The organism is Paraburkholderia sp. BR14320, assembly GCF_040948665.1.
In the GTDB taxonomy this organism is placed as follows: domain Bacteria; phylum Pseudomonadota; class Gammaproteobacteria; order Burkholderiales; family Burkholderiaceae; genus Paraburkholderia; species Paraburkholderia youngii.
In genome coordinates this window covers 1-17041 of sequence record NZ_JBFPKG010000085.1, presented here as the reverse complement: position 1 = coordinate 17041, position 17041 = coordinate 1, and the positions used below count along the sequence as shown (strand labels likewise).

Here is a 17041-nt window from a genome sequence, read left to right as displayed (position 1 = left end):
AAATCAGCACTTGCGAGAGGAGGTAAAAACAAGGATTCTTGATACCCGTTCGAGCCCCGAATCAGGCGCCTGTCGCTGGCGCCATTACGCCGAAAACACCCGGCTCCTTTACGGCGAAAGGCAACACAGCCAAACCGGCTTCTTGGAGGGAATTTTTTGACGCTCCCGACAAAGTCAACGTATCCGAAGACTTCATGTTGCACCGCGAGCAACCGACTGAGACTGGCGATCCTTCGAAAGCTTGGGATGAAGACAAACTATGAATATGCCGAACTCTGATAATCGACGAGTCCCCATTCCCGCGGTCGAGCGTCAAAGACGCCAGCGCGCGGTGAATTTCGCCCGAGGCTCGATTGGCCTTGAAGGCTTCACGCTCACTGCAACTGACGAAGATCGCGCCCGTCGCTTCATCGGTGGTGAAATCGACCTCGCTGAATTCATGAAGGCGCTGCCGATTGATCCGCTTGCATACGAACGAGAACCATTCTGAGCGGTTCTAACCGGATATCGCGGATGATTCTGACCGCAGGGCGTGACGTGCGACGGCTTGTATCGATCACCGATTAATCGGCTTGGCGCCTGCGGCGATGCGAGACCGGGGTGCCCGACCCTCGGATTGGGGAACGTGAGAGAGCCGCCTCCGGATATCACGGATGTTCGCGCGCGTTGTACCGCTCTTCGGGAATGGCGGATGGTCGCCAACCAATCGGTGTGGCGCGCGTAGCAATGCGACACCGAAAATCGTCCTGCCCTTGGATTTGGGAATGTAGGACAGAGCCGCCTCCGGATATCACGGATGTTTGCGTGCGTTGTGCTGCTCGTTGGGACGGCGAGTGTTCGCAGCACACTTAAAAGTGGTATGAACCGCTACTACTCCGTACACACAGTTTCACGCCGCACCGCGTAATAAGCGGCTAGTTTGCGGGTGGGCAGTGTGGAAGGAAGTTTGGTTGACGAAGGGACCAGCTTGACACGCCGATTTGGAAACTACAGGAATTCCATCTCTATATAACAACCGGCCTCCGGATTAACGCAATTCTCGAGGAACCGTTGGTCAGTATCCGTCAGCGCAGGACATATCCCATTCAGCAGCGATAGGTTCTTGAGAAAATGCGTCACGTCCAACTCAAGCGCTTTCGCGGCCGTTCTGGCGACACGCCGCGCGAGATAAGGGGGATCGCGGCGAGGGCACTCGTTGGCGAGCGCCCCCGCGGACAGTTGCTTGACAAGCACCGGTGCAGGGTCAGTTATACATCGGGGCTAACAACTATGCTTGATTGTCCGTTGTCCGGCGCTATTCCGGCACCACGAGTGGAAGCGGAATGGCCGCCATACTCATGCGGTCGGCGCGGGTTTTTGGGTTCAACTTGACCATTTTCGATTGCGGAACCGTATCGGGATCGGCGCCGTAGCGGACTGCGATCCAGCGGAAGAAATATTGCTTTGGGTCGTCTTTGAGCGAGACTAGGTACCCGCGTTTCCGAGCACGAACGGTGTGCTCCGCGTTCGTGACAATCGCTTCCCGATGCGCGTGGTAGGTGACTAGGCCCCTATGTGCCCCGCGCTTCTGGCATTGCTCAATAAGGTGCACCACAAACCGGTTCAGAAGGTACGCCTTGCCAAAATATCGCTCGCGCATAATGTGATGGACTTCCCCTGCACCTTCACGCAGTTGTCGCCACACGGCCTCGCACACAAACGCGTCCCCTGCAAGATCCGCTGCAACGAACTGGCACTGCGTATCGATATCCACGAAGCTGCCCGCTCCAGACCAAGTTGTCACGAGCCGGCTTTGCCGTTCGAGCGCTGCAAGGCGGGGCGCCCACCGATCAATCGATTTCGCAACGGCCGCGTCCAGCCTCAGATCGCGGATCAGTTGAAGCGGATGGTCGTGCTTCGTCAGAAGACGCAGGACGTCCTGCAGAGCGCCATCGCCGCTACCGAACACGCAGGATTTGGCCTGACGAGTTGCATCCAGCTTCAACTCGTCGTTGGCCCAGAAGAATTCTCCCTTGACGCGCGGAAAGTCGGGAAGTGCAACACGCTCCTCTCCCATACCCGCCGCGAGCACGATGTAGTCCGGGCGGAACGACGCTCCGGCAGGTGCGGGCTTCCCCTGGTGGTCAAGGCAGCCGCGGGGAAGCACATACTCGGGAACCGGCGGGCCGCCCGCAACGGTCCCCGTACCGTGGTAGGCAACGAATGCGCGAACGTAGGCCTGTACCTCTTCAGGTACAACACCAAAAAAGAAACGCGCCGTCCCCGGCAAAAACCGATGAGCGACCAACCAGGCCTCCAGATTTTTGGCGAATCTGGCTGCAGGAATCGGATCGGCAGCCGTCCATTTGGGCGTTGCATCGGACGGTTGACCCAGCACATGCGGCGGCGGGTAGTCTTGGCAGTCGTGACCGAGTTCCGGCCATTCATACATGAACGGTCCGACATATCGGCTGGTCACATCGGCCTGAAGGCTAAACGGCTTCTTCTGGCTGTCGACGAGCACTACATCCATATCGTGTTCGCACGCCATTGCGGCAGCCGAAACCCCGCTCACCCCGCCGCCAACGATCAGAACGCGACTGCATGTCGGATCGTTTTCCCTTGCGTCGCGTATCAGCAATTGAGCACGCACGATCTGATCGCGCATGCTGGCATGGACGACGCCCGTCGAGAGGTCGAACGTCTTTGCGGCGCACTTGTGCGCCAGCAACGCAAGTCCATTAGTTCGTTTCGTCACGAGCGGCCTCCGATACGAGAGAGCAGGCGATTGAAATCGTCGGGCATGGACGAGAACAACAAAGGATGCGACAGCACTTCGCGATACCCGGCGCCCTCGCCACCCCCAGTACCGCCGTCGGCGCCTCCCGGTGGTGCATCGGGAGGACGATTGCCCGGCGGCAGCAGTTGGTCTTCGTCGTCCGGAGTTGCATCGGGAAGTGCTGGGGGCGCGGAGTCAATTTTTGGCTCGATTGGATGCATCAACTTATAGCGGCCAGCGCCATCCCCTCTGACCATCGCGGTAGATTCGAGCGTTCGCAGCACGGCACCAACGAGCGGCTCCCAACGTTTCGGAAGTGGCATCCAGTCTTCGGAGTGCCGGGAATGGGCGTCCCTGATCTGTTGGATCGTGAACTCTGTTGAACCCTCGGCGTCAAGTTGCCGGATGGCTTCGACGATCTGCTGCTCTCTAGACATAATCGGTCTCGAAGTTTATTCAGTCTTTCTCGTTATCTCACGCGCCGGCCGGGGCAACGCGTGAACAATCGCGGAGCCCGGCCCACTTCAAAGATGCTAAAGATTATGCCCGGCCTTCAGACGTTTTTAGGCAAGAGCCGTTCTGATTATTTGTCGCTAAGGCGCGGAACTTCCGATGCATCGCATGCTTGCCGGCGTGCGGCAGGTACTTGCTGTTTCGGTCCCACGTCAATTAATTGCGGAGCGAAAGGGACGTTTCCTGAATCCTGATCCAACGGAAGTACGTTCGATGGTTTCGTTACGAAAACAATTCGCAAAGCTTGCCAGCGCTAATCGATACTGGCCGGCAATCCAGGGCAGATTGCACCCGACCGGTCCTTCGCGGAACGAAGACTGCGAGAGTTTGGAAGCACCGTCTAATTCAAAGCTCGGTCGTAGATGTGGGAAAATTCACGCTGACAAATCTGTAGGCGGGCAAAGCCTTGACTTAGCGTCACACGCTCTGTCTGAGTGTCTTGTACACGCGCTTTAACATGGCGCGGTTAACGGCTTTCCGATGAGATTCTTTAATCGTTTTCGCAATACCGAGTGCATAGAGCCCGCAATCGAACAATCTATGCGGCTCGCACGTGATGTTATGTAGCGCGAGCAACTGCTCGGATCCGTTGTGGCTCTTCGACCATTGAATGATTTGATGCCTCCGCTTGTGTTGTTCTCAGCGACGGGGGAAACCCAATTTTTAGTGAAAGGAATCGATTGCATGGGATCGCTGTCAGAATTTGTACAAAGCCCTATCTTTACGCGGCTACCATATGTTGCTGCGGTTGCAGTTGCGGGCGCTTTCTTGGGGAGCTTCTACTGGTGGCGGGCCGGCTCTATTCATAGCATTCTTGAACGAATTTGGTATCTGATTGCCGGAAAGACCGACGTACACGATCCAGCATTGAGATCTTTCTTCCAGAAAAATCGTGAACTGGAAAAATTCCGATTTCTTTATGGGGTAAAAGTTGACACGTCTGTCGACATGCAACAGCTTCTCAACTGGATGGACAAGCACAACGTCGGTATGCTCACCCTGCGAAAAGTGCGATCATGGGTTGACGCCAGCACCGAGGAGATCATCCGTCAACCTCCCAAGTACCATTCCCGAATCAGAATTTTTTTTGCAACCGTCGCATTCACAGCGTTCTTCTTGGCCACCCAATTTGGTTCATCACATGCAGCCTACTTCAAAATGAAGGCTTCTGGGGTTTGGTTCGCAACGGACACCACCACGGTCAGGGCACTTTGGGATGGCTGGTGGTTTGGAGACGGGTGGTCGTTCGATTTGTCCGATTGCGCGGATGAGTCAAAAATTGTTCGCGTGACGAAGTTTAATGAGACAGAGACTCAGTCAATCTGTAAGTCCCTAAAGGACGGCCAACTACGGTCGCTAACAAAGGAGACGGTCAAACTCCAAATGTGGTTTGGCGCAATTTCTGCGCTAGTTGCTTTGGTCATTGTCATACCGAATGTATGGAGTGCGTTCGCTGCGATAAATGCCGAGAATATTAGAAGGAAGCTGTATAGCCAGACCGCGGAAATTTCAAAGGGTACAACGGAGGTGGTTAAGCTAAAACGTAGCCGCTCACCGCGCAAGAAGGCTTCCGACGTTCAACCTGAACAAGGCATGGAGCAAGCTACAGGAAAAAAAGAAGATGAGCCCGAGGTATTGACCGACGGTCAGATTTGAGCTGATCACCAACGAGAAGTTTGCGGCTAATGTCGGTATTTGCGAGAGCGACTTCAAGGTTAGATTGTTCCGGTGCGATCGTATCTACGTTCGCACTGGAACTCTGTAGGTAGATTCGCCTGCTTGGCTTCGAAATGCTAGCAGACTGCTCAAGTGGTTAAAGTGGAAAATCCTACAGAGGCATCTCAAGCGCCGGCTGATCCAAAGTGATCGTTTCTATAATTGCTTGGAACTCCGTTAGAAGGTCCAGTTGCTGAGTCCTTAGATACTGTTGTATAGATTCGTTGTCGAGCAGTCTCGCGAGATAGCCCTTCGCGAGCACGAGATTCAGCACATCCTGTCCGTAGGTCTGCTCGACAAGCTTATATTGGCCCTGCAGATTGCTCATCTCCCTCTCCATCTTGGCCATCTGCTCGGGGCTTACACCAGTCAGCTTTCGGGGCTTCTTCCCATCGACAAGTAGCGAAGCCGTTGTCGCGACGAGCAGTGCTTCGGCGTACGAGACAGACAGATTGTTGGCAGCGGTCATCAACTCTACGCATTCGACTTGCCGCGTTGGCTTCATCTTGCGAAGCGCGCGGACCAACTCTGGCGAAAACTGCCGGTCCCTGAGCAGTTCTACAGCTTCGGCGCATAGTCCGTCGAGCAACGCGATCTTCTTCAGGATTAACGATACGTCGACGGCGAGCGCCTTAGCCAGCCGTTCTGGTGAGACGCCACGCTCGACTGCGCGCCGGATCATATGATGCTCTTGAATCGTCGCAAGGCGATTCACACGGTTATTGAAGGTATAGCTCTCGTCATCGGTTGAGACTAGACAGGACGCTGTTTCGAACCGAAGGTCCAGAAGCGCAGCGAGACGAAGGTGCCCGTCGAGCAGTACATGATGGCCCGACGTGGGATCGGCGGCCATTACCGACAGAGGCTCGATTATGCCGACTTCCTCGATTGAGCTTTTGATCTGCCTGAACTTGCGCGACGCCACCGCGCCGGCCGAAAGTCGTCTGGACGGAAGGACATTCGTGATCGGGACCGTGAGCGGCTCCGGGATGAACCCGAGTGGAACGGTGCTCATACTGGGCCCCCATTAGGCCAAACGCGTTCAGCGAGATACTTCGGCAACGTCGCCATTCCTTCCGCGCGCAACAGATTGACGAAGTTCTCGTCGGCGAATAGCTGACGGAGCGCACCGACGACAAACAGTAGCCGCTGCTGCGTGAATTCGGCCTTCTTGACCATCGCCTTCTGCCGCCCTACCTCCCGCTGATAGGTTCGTACGAGACTGGATGTGGTCACGTCGGGGGCCTTGCGGGACATGTTCCGGCCAGCCATCCGGCCGAGGACCTTGCGACGTTCAATGATCCGTCGCGCGTCCATCAATTGCCGGCCTCGCAGTTTGCCGGAGTCGTATGCCTCCTGCAAAGCGGCCTGGATGGCTTCGTCGCTATCGCCAGCGCCAACGATTGAAAGCGCGGCATTCAGCGGGATCTTCCCTTTCTCTACCGCGATGACCAGTCGCTCCTCACCGTGGCGCAGCAGGGTAAGGATTCCCTGCACATATTGCGCCGACAGCCCGGTCTTCTCCGCGATGGCCTTCGGAACGTAGCCACGGTCCTGCAGTTCGCGTATACCGGCGAGCAACTCGAGAGGCCGGTGCTGCCGACGCGCGATGTTCTCCGTCAGGCTCATGATGAAGGCATCTTCATCACTTACGCTGACAACCAGTGCTGGAATGTTCGATTCGCCGAGCGCGCGGAACGCTTTGAGCCGACCCTCCCCGCAAACAAGCAGATATCGCTCGATTCCGTTTGCTGTCGCGCGCGGCGTAACGACGATAGGCTTCTTCAGGCCGATTGCCTTGATGTTGCCGACGATTTCCTCAAACGCGCGCGCGTTCCGCTCGCGCGGATTGATGACCTCGATCTGGTCGATCGGCACCCTCCGCACTTCAACGGGCTTCCCCTGCTGACTCATGCTGCTCTCCTCAGGCGGGCACGCTGCGCCATGCCGTACAGGTAGTCGAGGGTGTCGAAGCGATAGCTCTCAAACTCGACAGGATTCCAGTCGGCGAGATGAATACGCGGTTGTCCGAAATCGAGTCGTGGCAGCAGGTAATAGTCGAGCGTGGCCTGGTTGCTGCGGTCCAGACGAACGGCCACCGTGATGTCAGGCAGCAGGCTGGTGTCAAATCGCACCTTCCAGTGGTTCCTGTCCGAGTCGTGTGCCTGGCAGCGCGAGAGGACGATGCATGCGGTGAATTCGCTGTTTACCGTAAGCATGTCGGTCGCTGGATCTCGTGTGACGGAGCCTCCCAGTGCAGCAATGCGTGTCTCGGTCTCGGCGACGATGCCGGGGTGCAGTTGCCGTAGGAACCGGTTGGTCTCGATATATTGATAGTCGCGGCCCGGCGTAGAGCCAACTGTCTGGTACGCGCGGATCAGGCTACCGAAGTGATAGGCATAGACTGAGGCGGAAGGCATACCTTCCGTTTCATCGATCACCAGGCCGGAGAGGAAGCCGCGACTGCGATACAGGTTACGCAGGCGCTCGATCAGTTCCTGACTCGAATAGCGCCGGGCGCGCGCCCGCATCATGCCCTGCGCCGTATAGAACGTTTCTGCCGGAACGATGGGCTGGAATGCTCCCTCCTTGCGGATCCACATCTCGGGCGGATTCACGACGCGCGTCTTCTTCAGCTTGAACGACACGCGGTTGTAGACGTTGTTGCCGATGTACTTTTCGTTGGTCAGCACCTCCCGAACGCTTGCCCGCGTCCAGTCGCGGCCGAGATCGGTCTGGATATTCATGCCGTTCAGCCGTGCGGCAATTTCATATTCGTTCAGTGATTCGTCGATGAACCAGCGGTAGATCAGGTTAACCGTCCGCACCTCGCTCTCGGGCCCCGGCATCAGGATGACCCGGTCGGTCTGCAGGCACTTGTGCTCACCACGCTGTAATTCGCTCTTCATGAGACCGTGCTGGTCGACCAGTATCCGGCGCAGACCATAGCCTGCCGGACCGCCTTGCCGGAAGCCCAGTTCGATGAGCCTGCACTGTCCAGCAAACACCTTCGCAGACAACTCGCGGCTGTACTCGCCGGCCATTGCGCGCTTGACGCCCTTCACGATGGTCGAGACTGGCGAACCATCGTTCTCGAACTGTTCGGCGCAGTAGGCTACCTGAATGCCCGCGCGCCGGCAGACATATTCGTAGTAGGCGCTTTCATCCGCGTCCTGGAATCGGCCCCAGCGACTCACGTCGTAGACGAGGATCACCTGAAAATCTGCAGTGCCGCTCTCGACGTCCCTGATGAGCGACTGCAACGCCTGTCGCCCGTCAATGCGCAGACCGCTCTTCCCCTCATCGGCGTAGGTACGCACGATTTCGAAGCCACGGTGCGTCGCGTATTCGCGTATCCGGTCGCGCTGATTCTCCGTGGAGTATTGCTGATGCTCCGTCGACATACGGACGTATTCGGCCGCGCGTACCGCAGTTGTCTGCGTGGCGACTGGTTCTCCTGCGCAATCGAGGTCCACGATCCTGCTCCAGCCAGCAACGGTTCCTCGCTCGCCGCCCCGGCACCGTTATGGCAATCCGGTCTCTGTTGACGTCAGCCAGCGCCACACATCGGGCGAGGTTGATGCGAGCGAACACAAGATAAACGTAGCAGGCGCCCAGTCCATATCAATCACATCCTCTCTTTGCAATCACGCCGGCGAGAGCAGCGGGCCAGACAGGACAGCGATGTGGACGGTCCACGCGTTCATCTTTGCAATGCCCGCTTCGAGCGCGTCGCACAGAAGGTAGAAGCCCGACGCGAGTGGTCTGAAGGAAGATGACGTGCCCATCTTTGCAACGGGTGCGGCATTTCGCCGCACGTTCCGCTCTCGCTGCATCTCGCGATTGCGTTCACGACAGGCCGGATGGGTTTCGCGGTAGCGGCGCCAGTAGTCTGGATGACGGGCGCACCAACTAGCTTGAGCCCTGGCCTGATTCGCCCGGTAATCGGGATCTGTCCGCATGCGCGCCCGTTGCCAGTTCCGTCGCCGGGCGAGTTGGCAGGCCTTCAATGAGCAATACCGTTGGTTCGGAACGTGTGCGAGGGGAGAGAAATGCGCGCCGCAGGCAGCGCAGGTGCGGTCCGGTTTCATGGCAGGGCTCCACGAGCTTTGGTGTGGGCGCCCGTCGTTTTCGAGGCTATTGGAAGGCGTGGTGCCTTGTTCCGCGGGCCTCTACGGCACACCCTCGGGAATTTTCATGTTTTGTGGCGCGTTTGCCGATTATTTTCACTATTTCGGTCACACGTCGCAGACTTCCGTGCCAGAGTTCGTGAAAACCTTCCATAAGATCAATGGTCTCTTTTTCAACATATCTGACACTCGACATGAGGGTTGTCGGGTGACACAGAAAGTGAAAGTTGCGCCAGGTTAGTGAAATATTCATGACGATCTTCTTGAAATATTCTTCCCTGGCGCGTTTCTTTGACCAACGGACGTTACGTAACAGAGATCTTCGCGCCGGCAGCCGTGGCTTCTGGGAGTTCAAATATTGATTGCCGTTCAAAGTTCGCGGTAAGAAATGTAAAGAGCAGCTATTCGACGGCTGGCTTAAGACAATGCCTAACCGTCACAAAACGGGCCCTAAAGAACAGATGGAAGAGCCGCTCCTCTTATCGTTTGGCGACATAGAAAGAGCGCCGGATGCTCCGGGGCTATACGCTTGGTACGCGCGGATCTATGCTCCTGCAGGAGATTACAAGAGACAGATTGACGAGTCCGGCACAGATAGAGGTGAACAGCGGTTTCGCGAGCTGTTGGCCAAACACATGCTCCGATTCCAGCTACCGTCTTTCGAACTGCGTGGGCGGGGAGCTTTTGGCGCGAGTTGGCGCGGACTCATGCATGAAAAAAGTCGCGACTTGCATCAAGATATTTTTCTCGCGAAGGTCCCCTCTGACGCTCCTCTTGGTGAAGAAGAAAAAGGCTTAGAGAAAAGTCTCAGCTGGATTGCTAAGGACGAAAAGAGACGCGCACTGCTAGCACGGGTCCTTACCGACTTAACGCCGTTGGTATCTGCGCCAATTTATATCGGTGTCGCCAAGAACATTCGTTCTCGGCTTCGCCAGCACGTGAGTCTATACCAAGGACTCCGAGATGCGATCGGCACGGACAAAGAAATGCTCGAGGCGCTCCAAGATCGTGTCGCGAAAGAGGGGCTGGGTTTTGCGCAACGTGCTATCGCCTGCGATTTCAGTCCCGATCATCTACTCGTTGCAGTATGTAGTGTGCGGGACCTCGCCCAAGGTGATTGGTCTGACGATGAACTAAGGAATGTTGCTGGCGTGGCCGAATGGCTTGCTAATCGTTGGCATCGCCCTTTTGCTGGAAGACGATAATGAAGAAAACGACGACGAGCGAAGTTACATACGACTATCAGCTGAATCAGTATGGAACGTGGGGTAAGTTCGAAACTCCAGCGGGTACGGTTGAGTTTCTTGAAACAAAGGCTCGAATCGGATCTGCATCGAAGGACCGAGAAAAGCGACTGACAGCGCATCTCCGCCCGGTGCGTGAGGTGTTGCCGACGCAAACGATGGACTTTAATCAGCTTTTGCAACGCGATTTGGACGATCATCGTGTTGCGACCGGTCTGGTTCCATATATCCTAAACGCGTCAAAGTTCGGTCCAGCATTTTTTCCTCCCATTGTCGCAGCGCTCCTTCCATTTGAGGGCCCCGAGCCTACAACGCTCTTTCCCCGTCGCGCAGCGATATCGAGAACCGAGGACGACGTCGCGTTCTGGGAGGGCTATAGATTTGGCAGCGCGTTTAAGTTCGAACGGATGCAGAGCCAGTTAGAGGACGGCGGCGATAACGATATCAAGCTCGGGCGCCGGCCGAGTTCGTGCGGAGGATAGTCAGCGCATTGAATTTATCGGAAACGGAGCAACAGGAGCTTCATGCGGCGGTTTCGGCGTCGCAGCCGAAACTTGTGATCGATCGGGATTCGCCGCAGGAATTGTTCTGGATGCTCGCGAAGCTGCGAGAGCGATTGCCGAGACTTCACCCAGCCCAGATCCGGATGATCACGGACATCGTCGACTTTCCCGATGCCCTGATCGAACGCAGGCCGGCACCTGCTGCGCGCCTGAAGAGGCGCCAAAACGAGGAGGAGAAAATGTAAAAGCGAGCAAACCTTGCGGCTTACTCGCCCTTACGGGGACCTTGCGGTCCGCCCTGACAAGCAAAGTATCGCAACCCTCCCCGAGCGCGTCAAGCCACTTCAAAGCCATGCGGCCCGATTTCCTTCGGCGTGAACGACCGAAGGTGGGCGTGGTTACGCCTGCAAATCGGCAATCTGGACCCGTTCCACGGTGCAGGGTGGGCACTCGCGCCTCGTCCCGGCACCGGGAGGAGTTGCTATGTCGCAGATATCCTGGAAGGGAACCTGGCGGGGGCGATCCCCTGATGGCCTTCTACATCAGCCTGCTCGTGATGTCGTGCGTCCAACCGGCGCAATCATTCGAGGCAAATTTCCCAGTCGCAAAACTGGCCGCATGGTCACGTACGAGGGGATGCTCGAACGACGGGCACTTTACTTGTTCGAAACGTCGCCTGCGGTGGTCAGTTACACCGAACAACCGGAAGCCACGCGTTATCCGGACGGATATGTTCGGGCGACTTGGTGTATCAAGCCCTGCTGCGTTTGCCTTGAGCATAAGACCCTCTTGCTTGATCACTGTCCCGCGTGTGGTGCAGTTCAGAAACTGGAGCGCCCGAGTATTTTGCGATGCGGGTGTGGATTCGATCTGAGGCGCGCGCGAGCGGTTCGGGCGGACAATGACTTGCTAGGTGTTCAAGGTCCATTCCAGGCTGCAATGGCCGGACTTGCTGGAATAACCTTTCCGAAACTGACTGGGCCGGAATGGCTTCGGCTGTTCCAATTCGTTTCGACGATTGACTCGTCCGGCAAGACGGGACGACAAGCAGGGCTCCAACGGGTTTCGGTTGCAATTGCAAACAGTCGTCGCGCAGCAGCGCTATTACAGCAATGGCCGCGCGGGTTTCACAATCTCCTGGAAAGGAGGCAGAACGCAGCCACACCATCATTTAGTCTTCAGAGGACTTTCGGTCGCTTGTATCGATCGTTGTATGTCGATCTTGATTCGCCGTCGTTTCAGTTCATGCGCGACGCGTTCGAAAACTATCTCGAAGTGCATTGGCGCGGCCTCGTATGCGGACGAAATCGTCGAATCAAGACCGATCGCGGGCATCGTCACACATCTACGTCTATTCAAGCTCTAGCGAAGAGCTTGGGCGTTTCGCCCACCCTCGTAAGACGACTCTGTGAGTCCGGCCAATTCAGCAGCACTGCGGTCGCGCTTCCGAGCGGAAGACGTGCCTGGTCGATCCCCAACGGGGAAGCCGCGAAAATCTCTACCGTGGTCAACGACGGAATCAACCTTTCCGACGCGGCTGCCCACCTAAAATTACCGCGACGGCGCATTCGGGAACTGGTAGATGCAGGTTTCGTAATTCCTGCGATTCGGGCGGGGACGGGACGAGCGGCAGCATGGCTGTTTTCGTTGCGACAGATTACTGCATTGGTGAGCGGATGCGCGACGCGCGCAGTGCCAGCGGACTCATTTGCCAATGACGACGCGGTGCCAATCAGTACCGTGCTGAAGACATGGAGACTCGGGCGGGATGAATTTCCTGCACTGCTGCACGCAATACAACGCGGCGAGATCAAGTGCGTTGTAAGTAACGCCGACGATACGTCCTTGGGAGGGTTTCTCTTGAATCGCGCTTCAGCGCGTCGTTGGCATCGCGCATGGCAGGCTAAAAGCGGGGCGCACCTGTCGGTCGATGGAGCGGCACGATTGCTCGGAATAAAACAGCAGGTTGCCTATCATCTCGTCAAGCGGAAGGCTCTCGACAGCGAGGTGCTAATGCAGACTAGCAACGTTAGGCGGATCCCGTCTGCTGCGATCGACAACTTTCGCGAGACATATGTTTCTCTCGTCCAGTTGGCCCGCAAGCAAGGCAGGTCACCGAAAGCTGTTCTAGAATCCTCGACGATCCGCCCAGTGATCGGGCCGACGATCGACGGTTGCAGACAATATTTCTTTCTACGTGCAGATTTAGCGAAATCGGATTCCTGGTGCTAACGGTCAATCAGAATAGCGCGAGACGACGCATTGGCCGTAGTTTGGCCCATCGGCTTTAATTGGTTGCGGTGATTGCCGCTGCCGCTCGCGCAATTAAGTCGATAGCACAGCGCCGTTGTCGTGGGTCGAGAGTAGGATCTGTAGGAGCGTGAATTGTGGCGACTGCAAATGCATTCCGCAACGCTTGATGTAAGCGTAGAGGTTTTGAATCGGTCGCGTAATCATCATCAGGAGAGGCAGATGTTGACCCGAAGCGAACGCGCGAAGATTGCTCAAGAGTTTCCTGAAGATATCGAGCGGATGCAAAAATGCCTCCGGAATGCTGGGCGATCGGTAACCGGTAGCGACGTTACGCTTGCGTGGGCACTGTATTCGGACAGCCTATGTGCGAGTTGGCTCAGCCTGCCTGGCGATGACGATTCATTGACCAAAATACTGCTTGCACACTTGCCGGACGCCGGACGCGCCACGCCAGGTGCGCTCTGCGTCGCGTTGCAAGAAACTGATGAAGCGACTGGAAATTTCATCGTCGAGTTACCATCAGACTTGGTGTGCCGGCAGGGCTGGGAAATCGGGGACACACTGTCGATCAGTGAAGACCCACGAGGAGGGTTGACGTTACGGCGGCTTTGATGCTGGTAGGAACCGAACACCGGGGAAAACTGGGTCACGCGGAATGGGACGACTGTCTATAGGGGCCCGTCTACGAGTATGCTGTTTCATGTGCCGTTCGCTGCGAACTGTGGCGGGAAGGCATTGTCTGGGAGCGCCTGCGTGTATGAGGAATGTTATGAGTCAGTCCCGTAGGGGAAAGGAAGCGCCGTCGCAGAAAGGGTCTCCTGCCGTCGTTGTCCGCTCGGCGATCGACAAGAAGCCGCCGGTGGTTACTCCCGCGATGAAAGAGCGCCTGCGCGCTAACGCAAGGAACTCGAAACGAGCGAGATTCCCCGAATTGCCAGAGTGGCAACGTGAGAAATAGCGCTAGCGTGTTGAAAACAGGCGTTGCTCAGATGGGGCGTGACGGGGAGCAATTCGACCGGGCTGCATAGCAGTCGAGCAAGGTCGAAGGAAATGGGTGAAGGGATACGGATGCGATCTGCTCACGGTCGAGTTTCTGCGATGAGAGGCTATGTCCGGAGTATCGCTGAGGTTGTACTATCACCGGCGTGGTCGGTCAGTGACGACGATTTAAACAAGGGAAATAATGCAACCGAATAAGGTTTCACCGTTGTCGCTCTTCAGTCAGCCGCTTCAGTACCTCGTTCCAATTTTCCAGCGCGGGTACGTCTGGACCATCGAGCGTCAGATCCAGCCGCTCTGGTCGGACATAGCCGAACGCGCGAATGAGCTGGTCAGGTTTCAGGAGCTGACCTACCAGGCGAGGCAGAACAATGCAACACATATGGTGAAGCAGCCGCGGAAGCACTTCCTTGGCACAGTCATTATCACTGACCATCGATCAGGCCTGCCGGGAGAGCCGGTCACAGCAGAAGTGATCGACGGCCAGCAGCGCATGACAACCACGCAATTGCTCGCGCTCGCGTTCCGGGACGCCGTGGCGAACGTGGACGACGTCTATGTACGGCAGTCCATCGACGTCTACACGAACAACGCTGCCACGTATCGCGAGAAGCACTATCACTATAAGGTTTGGCCGACTAACGCAGGAAGAGCAGAGATCTCCGCACTGGTGGACTCACGATCTCTTGAGAAGGTTTGCGAGAGTTACCCGATCACGGTGGTTGGCAAGGGCAAAGCGAAAAAGCGCGTTCCGCGCCCCTTGCTCGTGGAGGCCTACCTGTATTTCTATGGGGTTATTTCGATGTTCATCAGGGGGAAGGACTTCGATGAACCTGTGGTTGAAGAAGCCGGATCTACAGAGGAGCTACTGAACGAACTGCTCGCCGAGGTGGGGATGCACACCGAGACAACGTGGTCAACTCAATGGATTCACGCCATTCGCCACGAAACCCATCCCACGGTACCCTTTTACGACCTGCCCATTCTTCCCCAACGCGTCAATCTTCTGTTGTCGACGCTGACCGACTACCTTCAACTGATCGAGCTCCGTCTCGGTCCGGATGACGACGCGCAGGTCATCTTCGAGTCACTGAACGACCGAGGCGAGAGGCTAACCGCCGCAGACCTTGTTCGCAACTTCGTGTTCCTCCAAGCGACTCGCGCGAATACCCCGGTTGACAAGCTGTACGCGTCGCATTGGCAGGACTTTGACGAGGCACCTGCCGAGAAGGGTGCGATTGGAAAGAGCAGGCTGTTCTGGAAGATCGCCGAACGTCAGGGGCGACTAACCAACACGCGCCTGGACACGTTCTTGTACCACTATGTATCCATGCGTACGATGGATGATGTCAAGCTTGATCACGTCTTCGAGTCCTTCAAGCAATGGTGGCATCTCGAACAGCGCGATACTAATCGGGAACTTGAGCGCCTGAAGGTGGCCGCCTCTCTCTTTCGCGCATTGATTCTGCCCGACAGGACGACGACTCTTGGGCGATTCGCGTACAACATGCGCGTGCTCGATAGTTCCACGATGACCCCCGTGGTGCTGTTCCTCGGCGAACGCTTGGGCACGGAGTCCAGCGAATTCGTCGCAAGCCTGCAAGTCCTTGAATCGTACGTTGTCCGCCGCGCAGTCTGTGGTTTGACCGCGAAAGCGTACAACCGAGTCTTTCCGAGCCTGCTGAGACGACTCTCTCAAATGGACAAGCCAACCGCAGCTGCGGTCGCTCAGCATCTCACCAGCCTGGGTGGAGGGCTATCGCAGCACTGGCCAGATGACAAGGAGTTCGGCTCCGCATGGTCGACTACCCCCACATACAGAGTACTGAGGTCAGCGAAGACGAAGATGCTACTCGAGGCTTTGGAACTCGGCTCGCGCAACACCAAGCACCACGAGATGTTGACTTTGCCGACCGTCGCCCTCCACGTGGAGCATGTGCTTCCGGTGGGCTGGAGAAACCATTGGCCGTCGCCAGGAGACGAAAACGCGGAGCTAATTCGGGATCAAATGCTGCACAACGTGGGAAATCTCACGTTATTGACGGAGCGGCTCAACCCAGCGCTGAGCGATAGTAGTTTCGACGTGAAGCGTCCTGAAATCACGAAGAGCCTGCTCGCCCTGAATGCTCACTTTCAGACTGCGCACCGGAACGGTTCATCTGCCGTATGGTCCGAACAAGAGATTCGGCAACGTGCTGATGTTTTGCTGAAAGTGGCGCTAAAAATCTGGCCCCATCTCGCTACTGCATAGACGTTTTACTTGCCTGTGAGCATCGTTACAGACGAAGCTATCAGCGCGTAGGCAGGTCGGACGACAATTGCCGGGGTTAACTCGATCTTTGAAAAAAGTCAAACGCAGCGCGAATAACCTATTCGCGCTGCCGCGTCTAAGCATCCTGTCATGCCACCCGGTCAAGCGCGAGCGATAGCAGATCACGCTGATAGCTGTAGCGCCGGACGACAACGTTCAGGAGAACGCCTCCGATTGCTAGGCCGCCCGTGAATGCTAGCCCGTAGAGGAAGACGTCTTGGCGCCAACCACTTCCGATGCTCTGAAATTCCTTCCATGCGGCCCATCCCATACCCGCTAGCGCAAGAATGGCAATCTTGTCCGCACCACCGAGGAAGAATCCCAAGTGTCCTTTGAGTCGTTCGATCTTGATCGCTAACAACTTATCGGGTTTTTCAAGCAGTTTCTTTTCAAAACCGCTAAGTTGCTTCGCATTATTTAAATCATGCTCGACTTCGAGCAGCATCCGCTTATGTGCATTCTTCCGAAACCGAAGAACCGTAACCGCACTAGCAGGCTGCTGAAGTACACCCGAGTTGAAGAGGCCCCGCTCCAATTACGCGACTCTCGTCGCAAGATTTTTCGCATTGTGCAGATTCAATGCGAATTCACCGTCCCTTTAAGCGTTTTGAGGC

At 56.5% G+C, this 17041-nt stretch carries 15 protein-coding genes; 8 read left to right on the top strand and 7 right to left on the bottom strand.

The genetic code is table 11. From position 1 onward, the window contains the following. The first annotated feature begins 259 nt into the window (after positions 1–259). A complete protein-coding gene (locus tag AB3X89_RS37335) occupies positions 260–490 on the top strand; it encodes an antitoxin VbhA family protein (protein WP_368587691.1) in 231 nt (76 codons plus the stop codon). Positions 491–1294: 804 nt separating this feature from the next. Here the strand turns inward: AB3X89_RS37335 and AB3X89_RS37330 are convergent. Beyond that, on the bottom strand, positions 1295–2737 hold the full coding sequence (locus tag AB3X89_RS37330) for an FAD-dependent oxidoreductase (RefSeq protein ID WP_368587690.1): 1443 nt from the start codon (positions 2735–2737) through the stop codon (positions 1295–1297). After that, the gene (locus AB3X89_RS37325; RefSeq protein ID WP_368587689.1) at positions 2734–3195 is read right to left on the bottom strand and encodes a hypothetical protein; all 462 of its coding nucleotides are present in this window, start codon (positions 3193–3195) and stop codon (positions 2734–2736) included. Before AB3X89_RS37325 ends, AB3X89_RS37330 begins: the two co-directional genes overlap by 4 nt. 760 nt (positions 3196–3955) lie before the next feature. Between AB3X89_RS37325 and AB3X89_RS37320 the strand changes: the two genes are divergently transcribed. Next, positions 3956–4927 (top strand): DUF6216 family protein, encoded by a 972-nt coding sequence (locus tag AB3X89_RS37320; RefSeq protein WP_368587688.1) that lies wholly within the window; start codon positions 3956–3958, stop codon positions 4925–4927. 172 nt (positions 4928–5099) lie between these two features. On the opposite strand, the gene AB3X89_RS37315 is transcribed toward AB3X89_RS37320, so the two are convergent. The 4 genes from AB3X89_RS37315 to AB3X89_RS37300 all read right to left on the bottom strand — a co-directional run bounded on the left by AB3X89_RS37315 (position 5100) and on the right by AB3X89_RS37300 (position 9078). Beyond that, positions 5100–6002, bottom strand: coding sequence for a plasmid partitioning protein RepB C-terminal domain-containing protein (locus AB3X89_RS37315; protein WP_368587687.1), 903 nt, complete (start codon positions 6000–6002; stop codon positions 5100–5102). Continuing rightward, positions 5999–6901 (bottom strand): plasmid partitioning protein RepB C-terminal domain-containing protein, encoded by a 903-nt coding sequence (locus tag AB3X89_RS37310; protein WP_368587686.1) that lies wholly within the window; start codon positions 6899–6901, stop codon positions 5999–6001. The genes AB3X89_RS37315 and AB3X89_RS37310 overlap by 4 nt, the downstream gene beginning before the upstream one ends. Continuing rightward, positions 6898–8463, bottom strand: a complete 1566-nt coding sequence (locus AB3X89_RS37305) for a recombinase family protein (RefSeq protein ID WP_368587685.1) — start codon at positions 8461–8463, stop codon at positions 6898–6900. The genes AB3X89_RS37310 and AB3X89_RS37305 overlap by 4 nt, the downstream gene beginning before the upstream one ends. A gap of 171 nt (positions 8464–8634) precedes the next feature. Next, positions 8635–9078, bottom strand: coding sequence for a hypothetical protein (locus AB3X89_RS37300; RefSeq protein ID WP_368587684.1), 444 nt, complete (start codon positions 9076–9078; stop codon positions 8635–8637). Between the two features lie 401 nt (positions 9079–9479). On the opposite strand from AB3X89_RS37300, the gene AB3X89_RS37295 reads away from it, so the two are divergent. The 6 genes from AB3X89_RS37295 to AB3X89_RS37270 all read left to right on the top strand — a co-directional run bounded on the left by AB3X89_RS37295 (position 9480) and on the right by AB3X89_RS37270 (position 16367). Then, positions 9480–10322, top strand: a complete 843-nt coding sequence (locus tag AB3X89_RS37295) for a hypothetical protein (RefSeq protein ID WP_368587683.1) — start codon at positions 9480–9482, stop codon at positions 10320–10322. Further along, positions 10322–10843, top strand: a complete 522-nt coding sequence (locus AB3X89_RS37290) for a hypothetical protein (protein WP_368587682.1) — start codon at positions 10322–10324, stop codon at positions 10841–10843. Before AB3X89_RS37295 ends, AB3X89_RS37290 begins: the two co-directional genes overlap by 1 nt. Positions 10844–10851: 8 nt before the next feature. Beyond that, the gene (locus tag AB3X89_RS37285) at positions 10852–11109 is read left to right on the top strand and encodes a hypothetical protein (protein ID WP_368587681.1); all 258 of its coding nucleotides are present in this window, start codon (positions 10852–10854) and stop codon (positions 11107–11109) included. Positions 11110–11803: 694 nt separating this feature from the next. Continuing rightward, complete coding sequence (locus AB3X89_RS37280; protein ID WP_368587680.1) at positions 11804–13096, top strand: hypothetical protein; 1293 nt, start codon at positions 11804–11806, stop codon at positions 13094–13096. Between the two features lie 240 nt (positions 13097–13336). Then, a complete protein-coding gene (locus AB3X89_RS37275; RefSeq protein WP_368587679.1) occupies positions 13337–13729 on the top strand; it encodes a hypothetical protein in 393 nt (130 codons plus the stop codon). A 571-nt stretch (positions 13730–14300) separates the two neighbouring features. Continuing rightward, positions 14301–16367 (top strand): DUF262 domain-containing protein, encoded by a 2067-nt coding sequence (locus AB3X89_RS37270; protein ID WP_368587678.1) that lies wholly within the window; start codon positions 14301–14303, stop codon positions 16365–16367. 148 nt (positions 16368–16515) lie between these two features. Here AB3X89_RS37270 and AB3X89_RS37265 read toward each other — a convergent pair whose 3' ends face one another. Then, the gene (locus AB3X89_RS37265) at positions 16516–16872 is read right to left on the bottom strand and encodes a hypothetical protein (protein WP_368587677.1); all 357 of its coding nucleotides are present in this window, start codon (positions 16870–16872) and stop codon (positions 16516–16518) included. Between the last annotated feature and the right edge of the window lie 169 nt (positions 16873–17041).

Excerpts from the sequence above, each read along its gene's own strand:
- AB3X89_RS37270 (WP_368587678.1), top strand. The coding sequence starts at position 14,301 with ATGCAACCGAATAAGGTTTCACCGTTGTCGCTCTTCAGTCAGCCGCTT.
- AB3X89_RS37320 (WP_368587688.1), top strand. The coding sequence starts at position 3,956 with ATGGGATCGCTGTCAGAATTTGTACAAAGCCCTATCTTTACGCGGCTA.
- AB3X89_RS37290 (WP_368587682.1), top strand. The coding sequence starts at position 10,322 with ATGAAGAAAACGACGACGAGCGAAGTTACATACGACTATCAGCTGAAT.
- AB3X89_RS37315 (WP_368587687.1), bottom strand. The coding sequence starts at position 6,002 with ATGAGCACCGTTCCACTCGGGTTCATCCCGGAGCCGCTCACGGTCCCG.
- AB3X89_RS37265 (WP_368587677.1), bottom strand. The coding sequence starts at position 16,872 with ATGCTGCTCGAAGTCGAGCATGATTTAAATAATGCGAAGCAACTTAGC.
- AB3X89_RS37275 (WP_368587679.1), top strand. The coding sequence starts at position 13,337 with ATGTTGACCCGAAGCGAACGCGCGAAGATTGCTCAAGAGTTTCCTGAA.
- AB3X89_RS37335 (WP_368587691.1), top strand. The coding sequence starts at position 260 with ATGAATATGCCGAACTCTGATAATCGACGAGTCCCCATTCCCGCGGTC.
- AB3X89_RS37310 (WP_368587686.1), bottom strand. The coding sequence starts at position 6,901 with ATGAGTCAGCAGGGGAAGCCCGTTGAAGTGCGGAGGGTGCCGATCGAC.
- AB3X89_RS37325 (WP_368587689.1), bottom strand. The coding sequence starts at position 3,195 with ATGTCTAGAGAGCAGCAGATCGTCGAAGCCATCCGGCAACTTGACGCC.
- AB3X89_RS37280 (WP_368587680.1), top strand. The coding sequence starts at position 11,804 with ATGGCCGGACTTGCTGGAATAACCTTTCCGAAACTGACTGGGCCGGAA.
- AB3X89_RS37300 (WP_368587684.1), bottom strand. The coding sequence starts at position 9,078 with ATGAAACCGGACCGCACCTGCGCTGCCTGCGGCGCGCATTTCTCTCCC.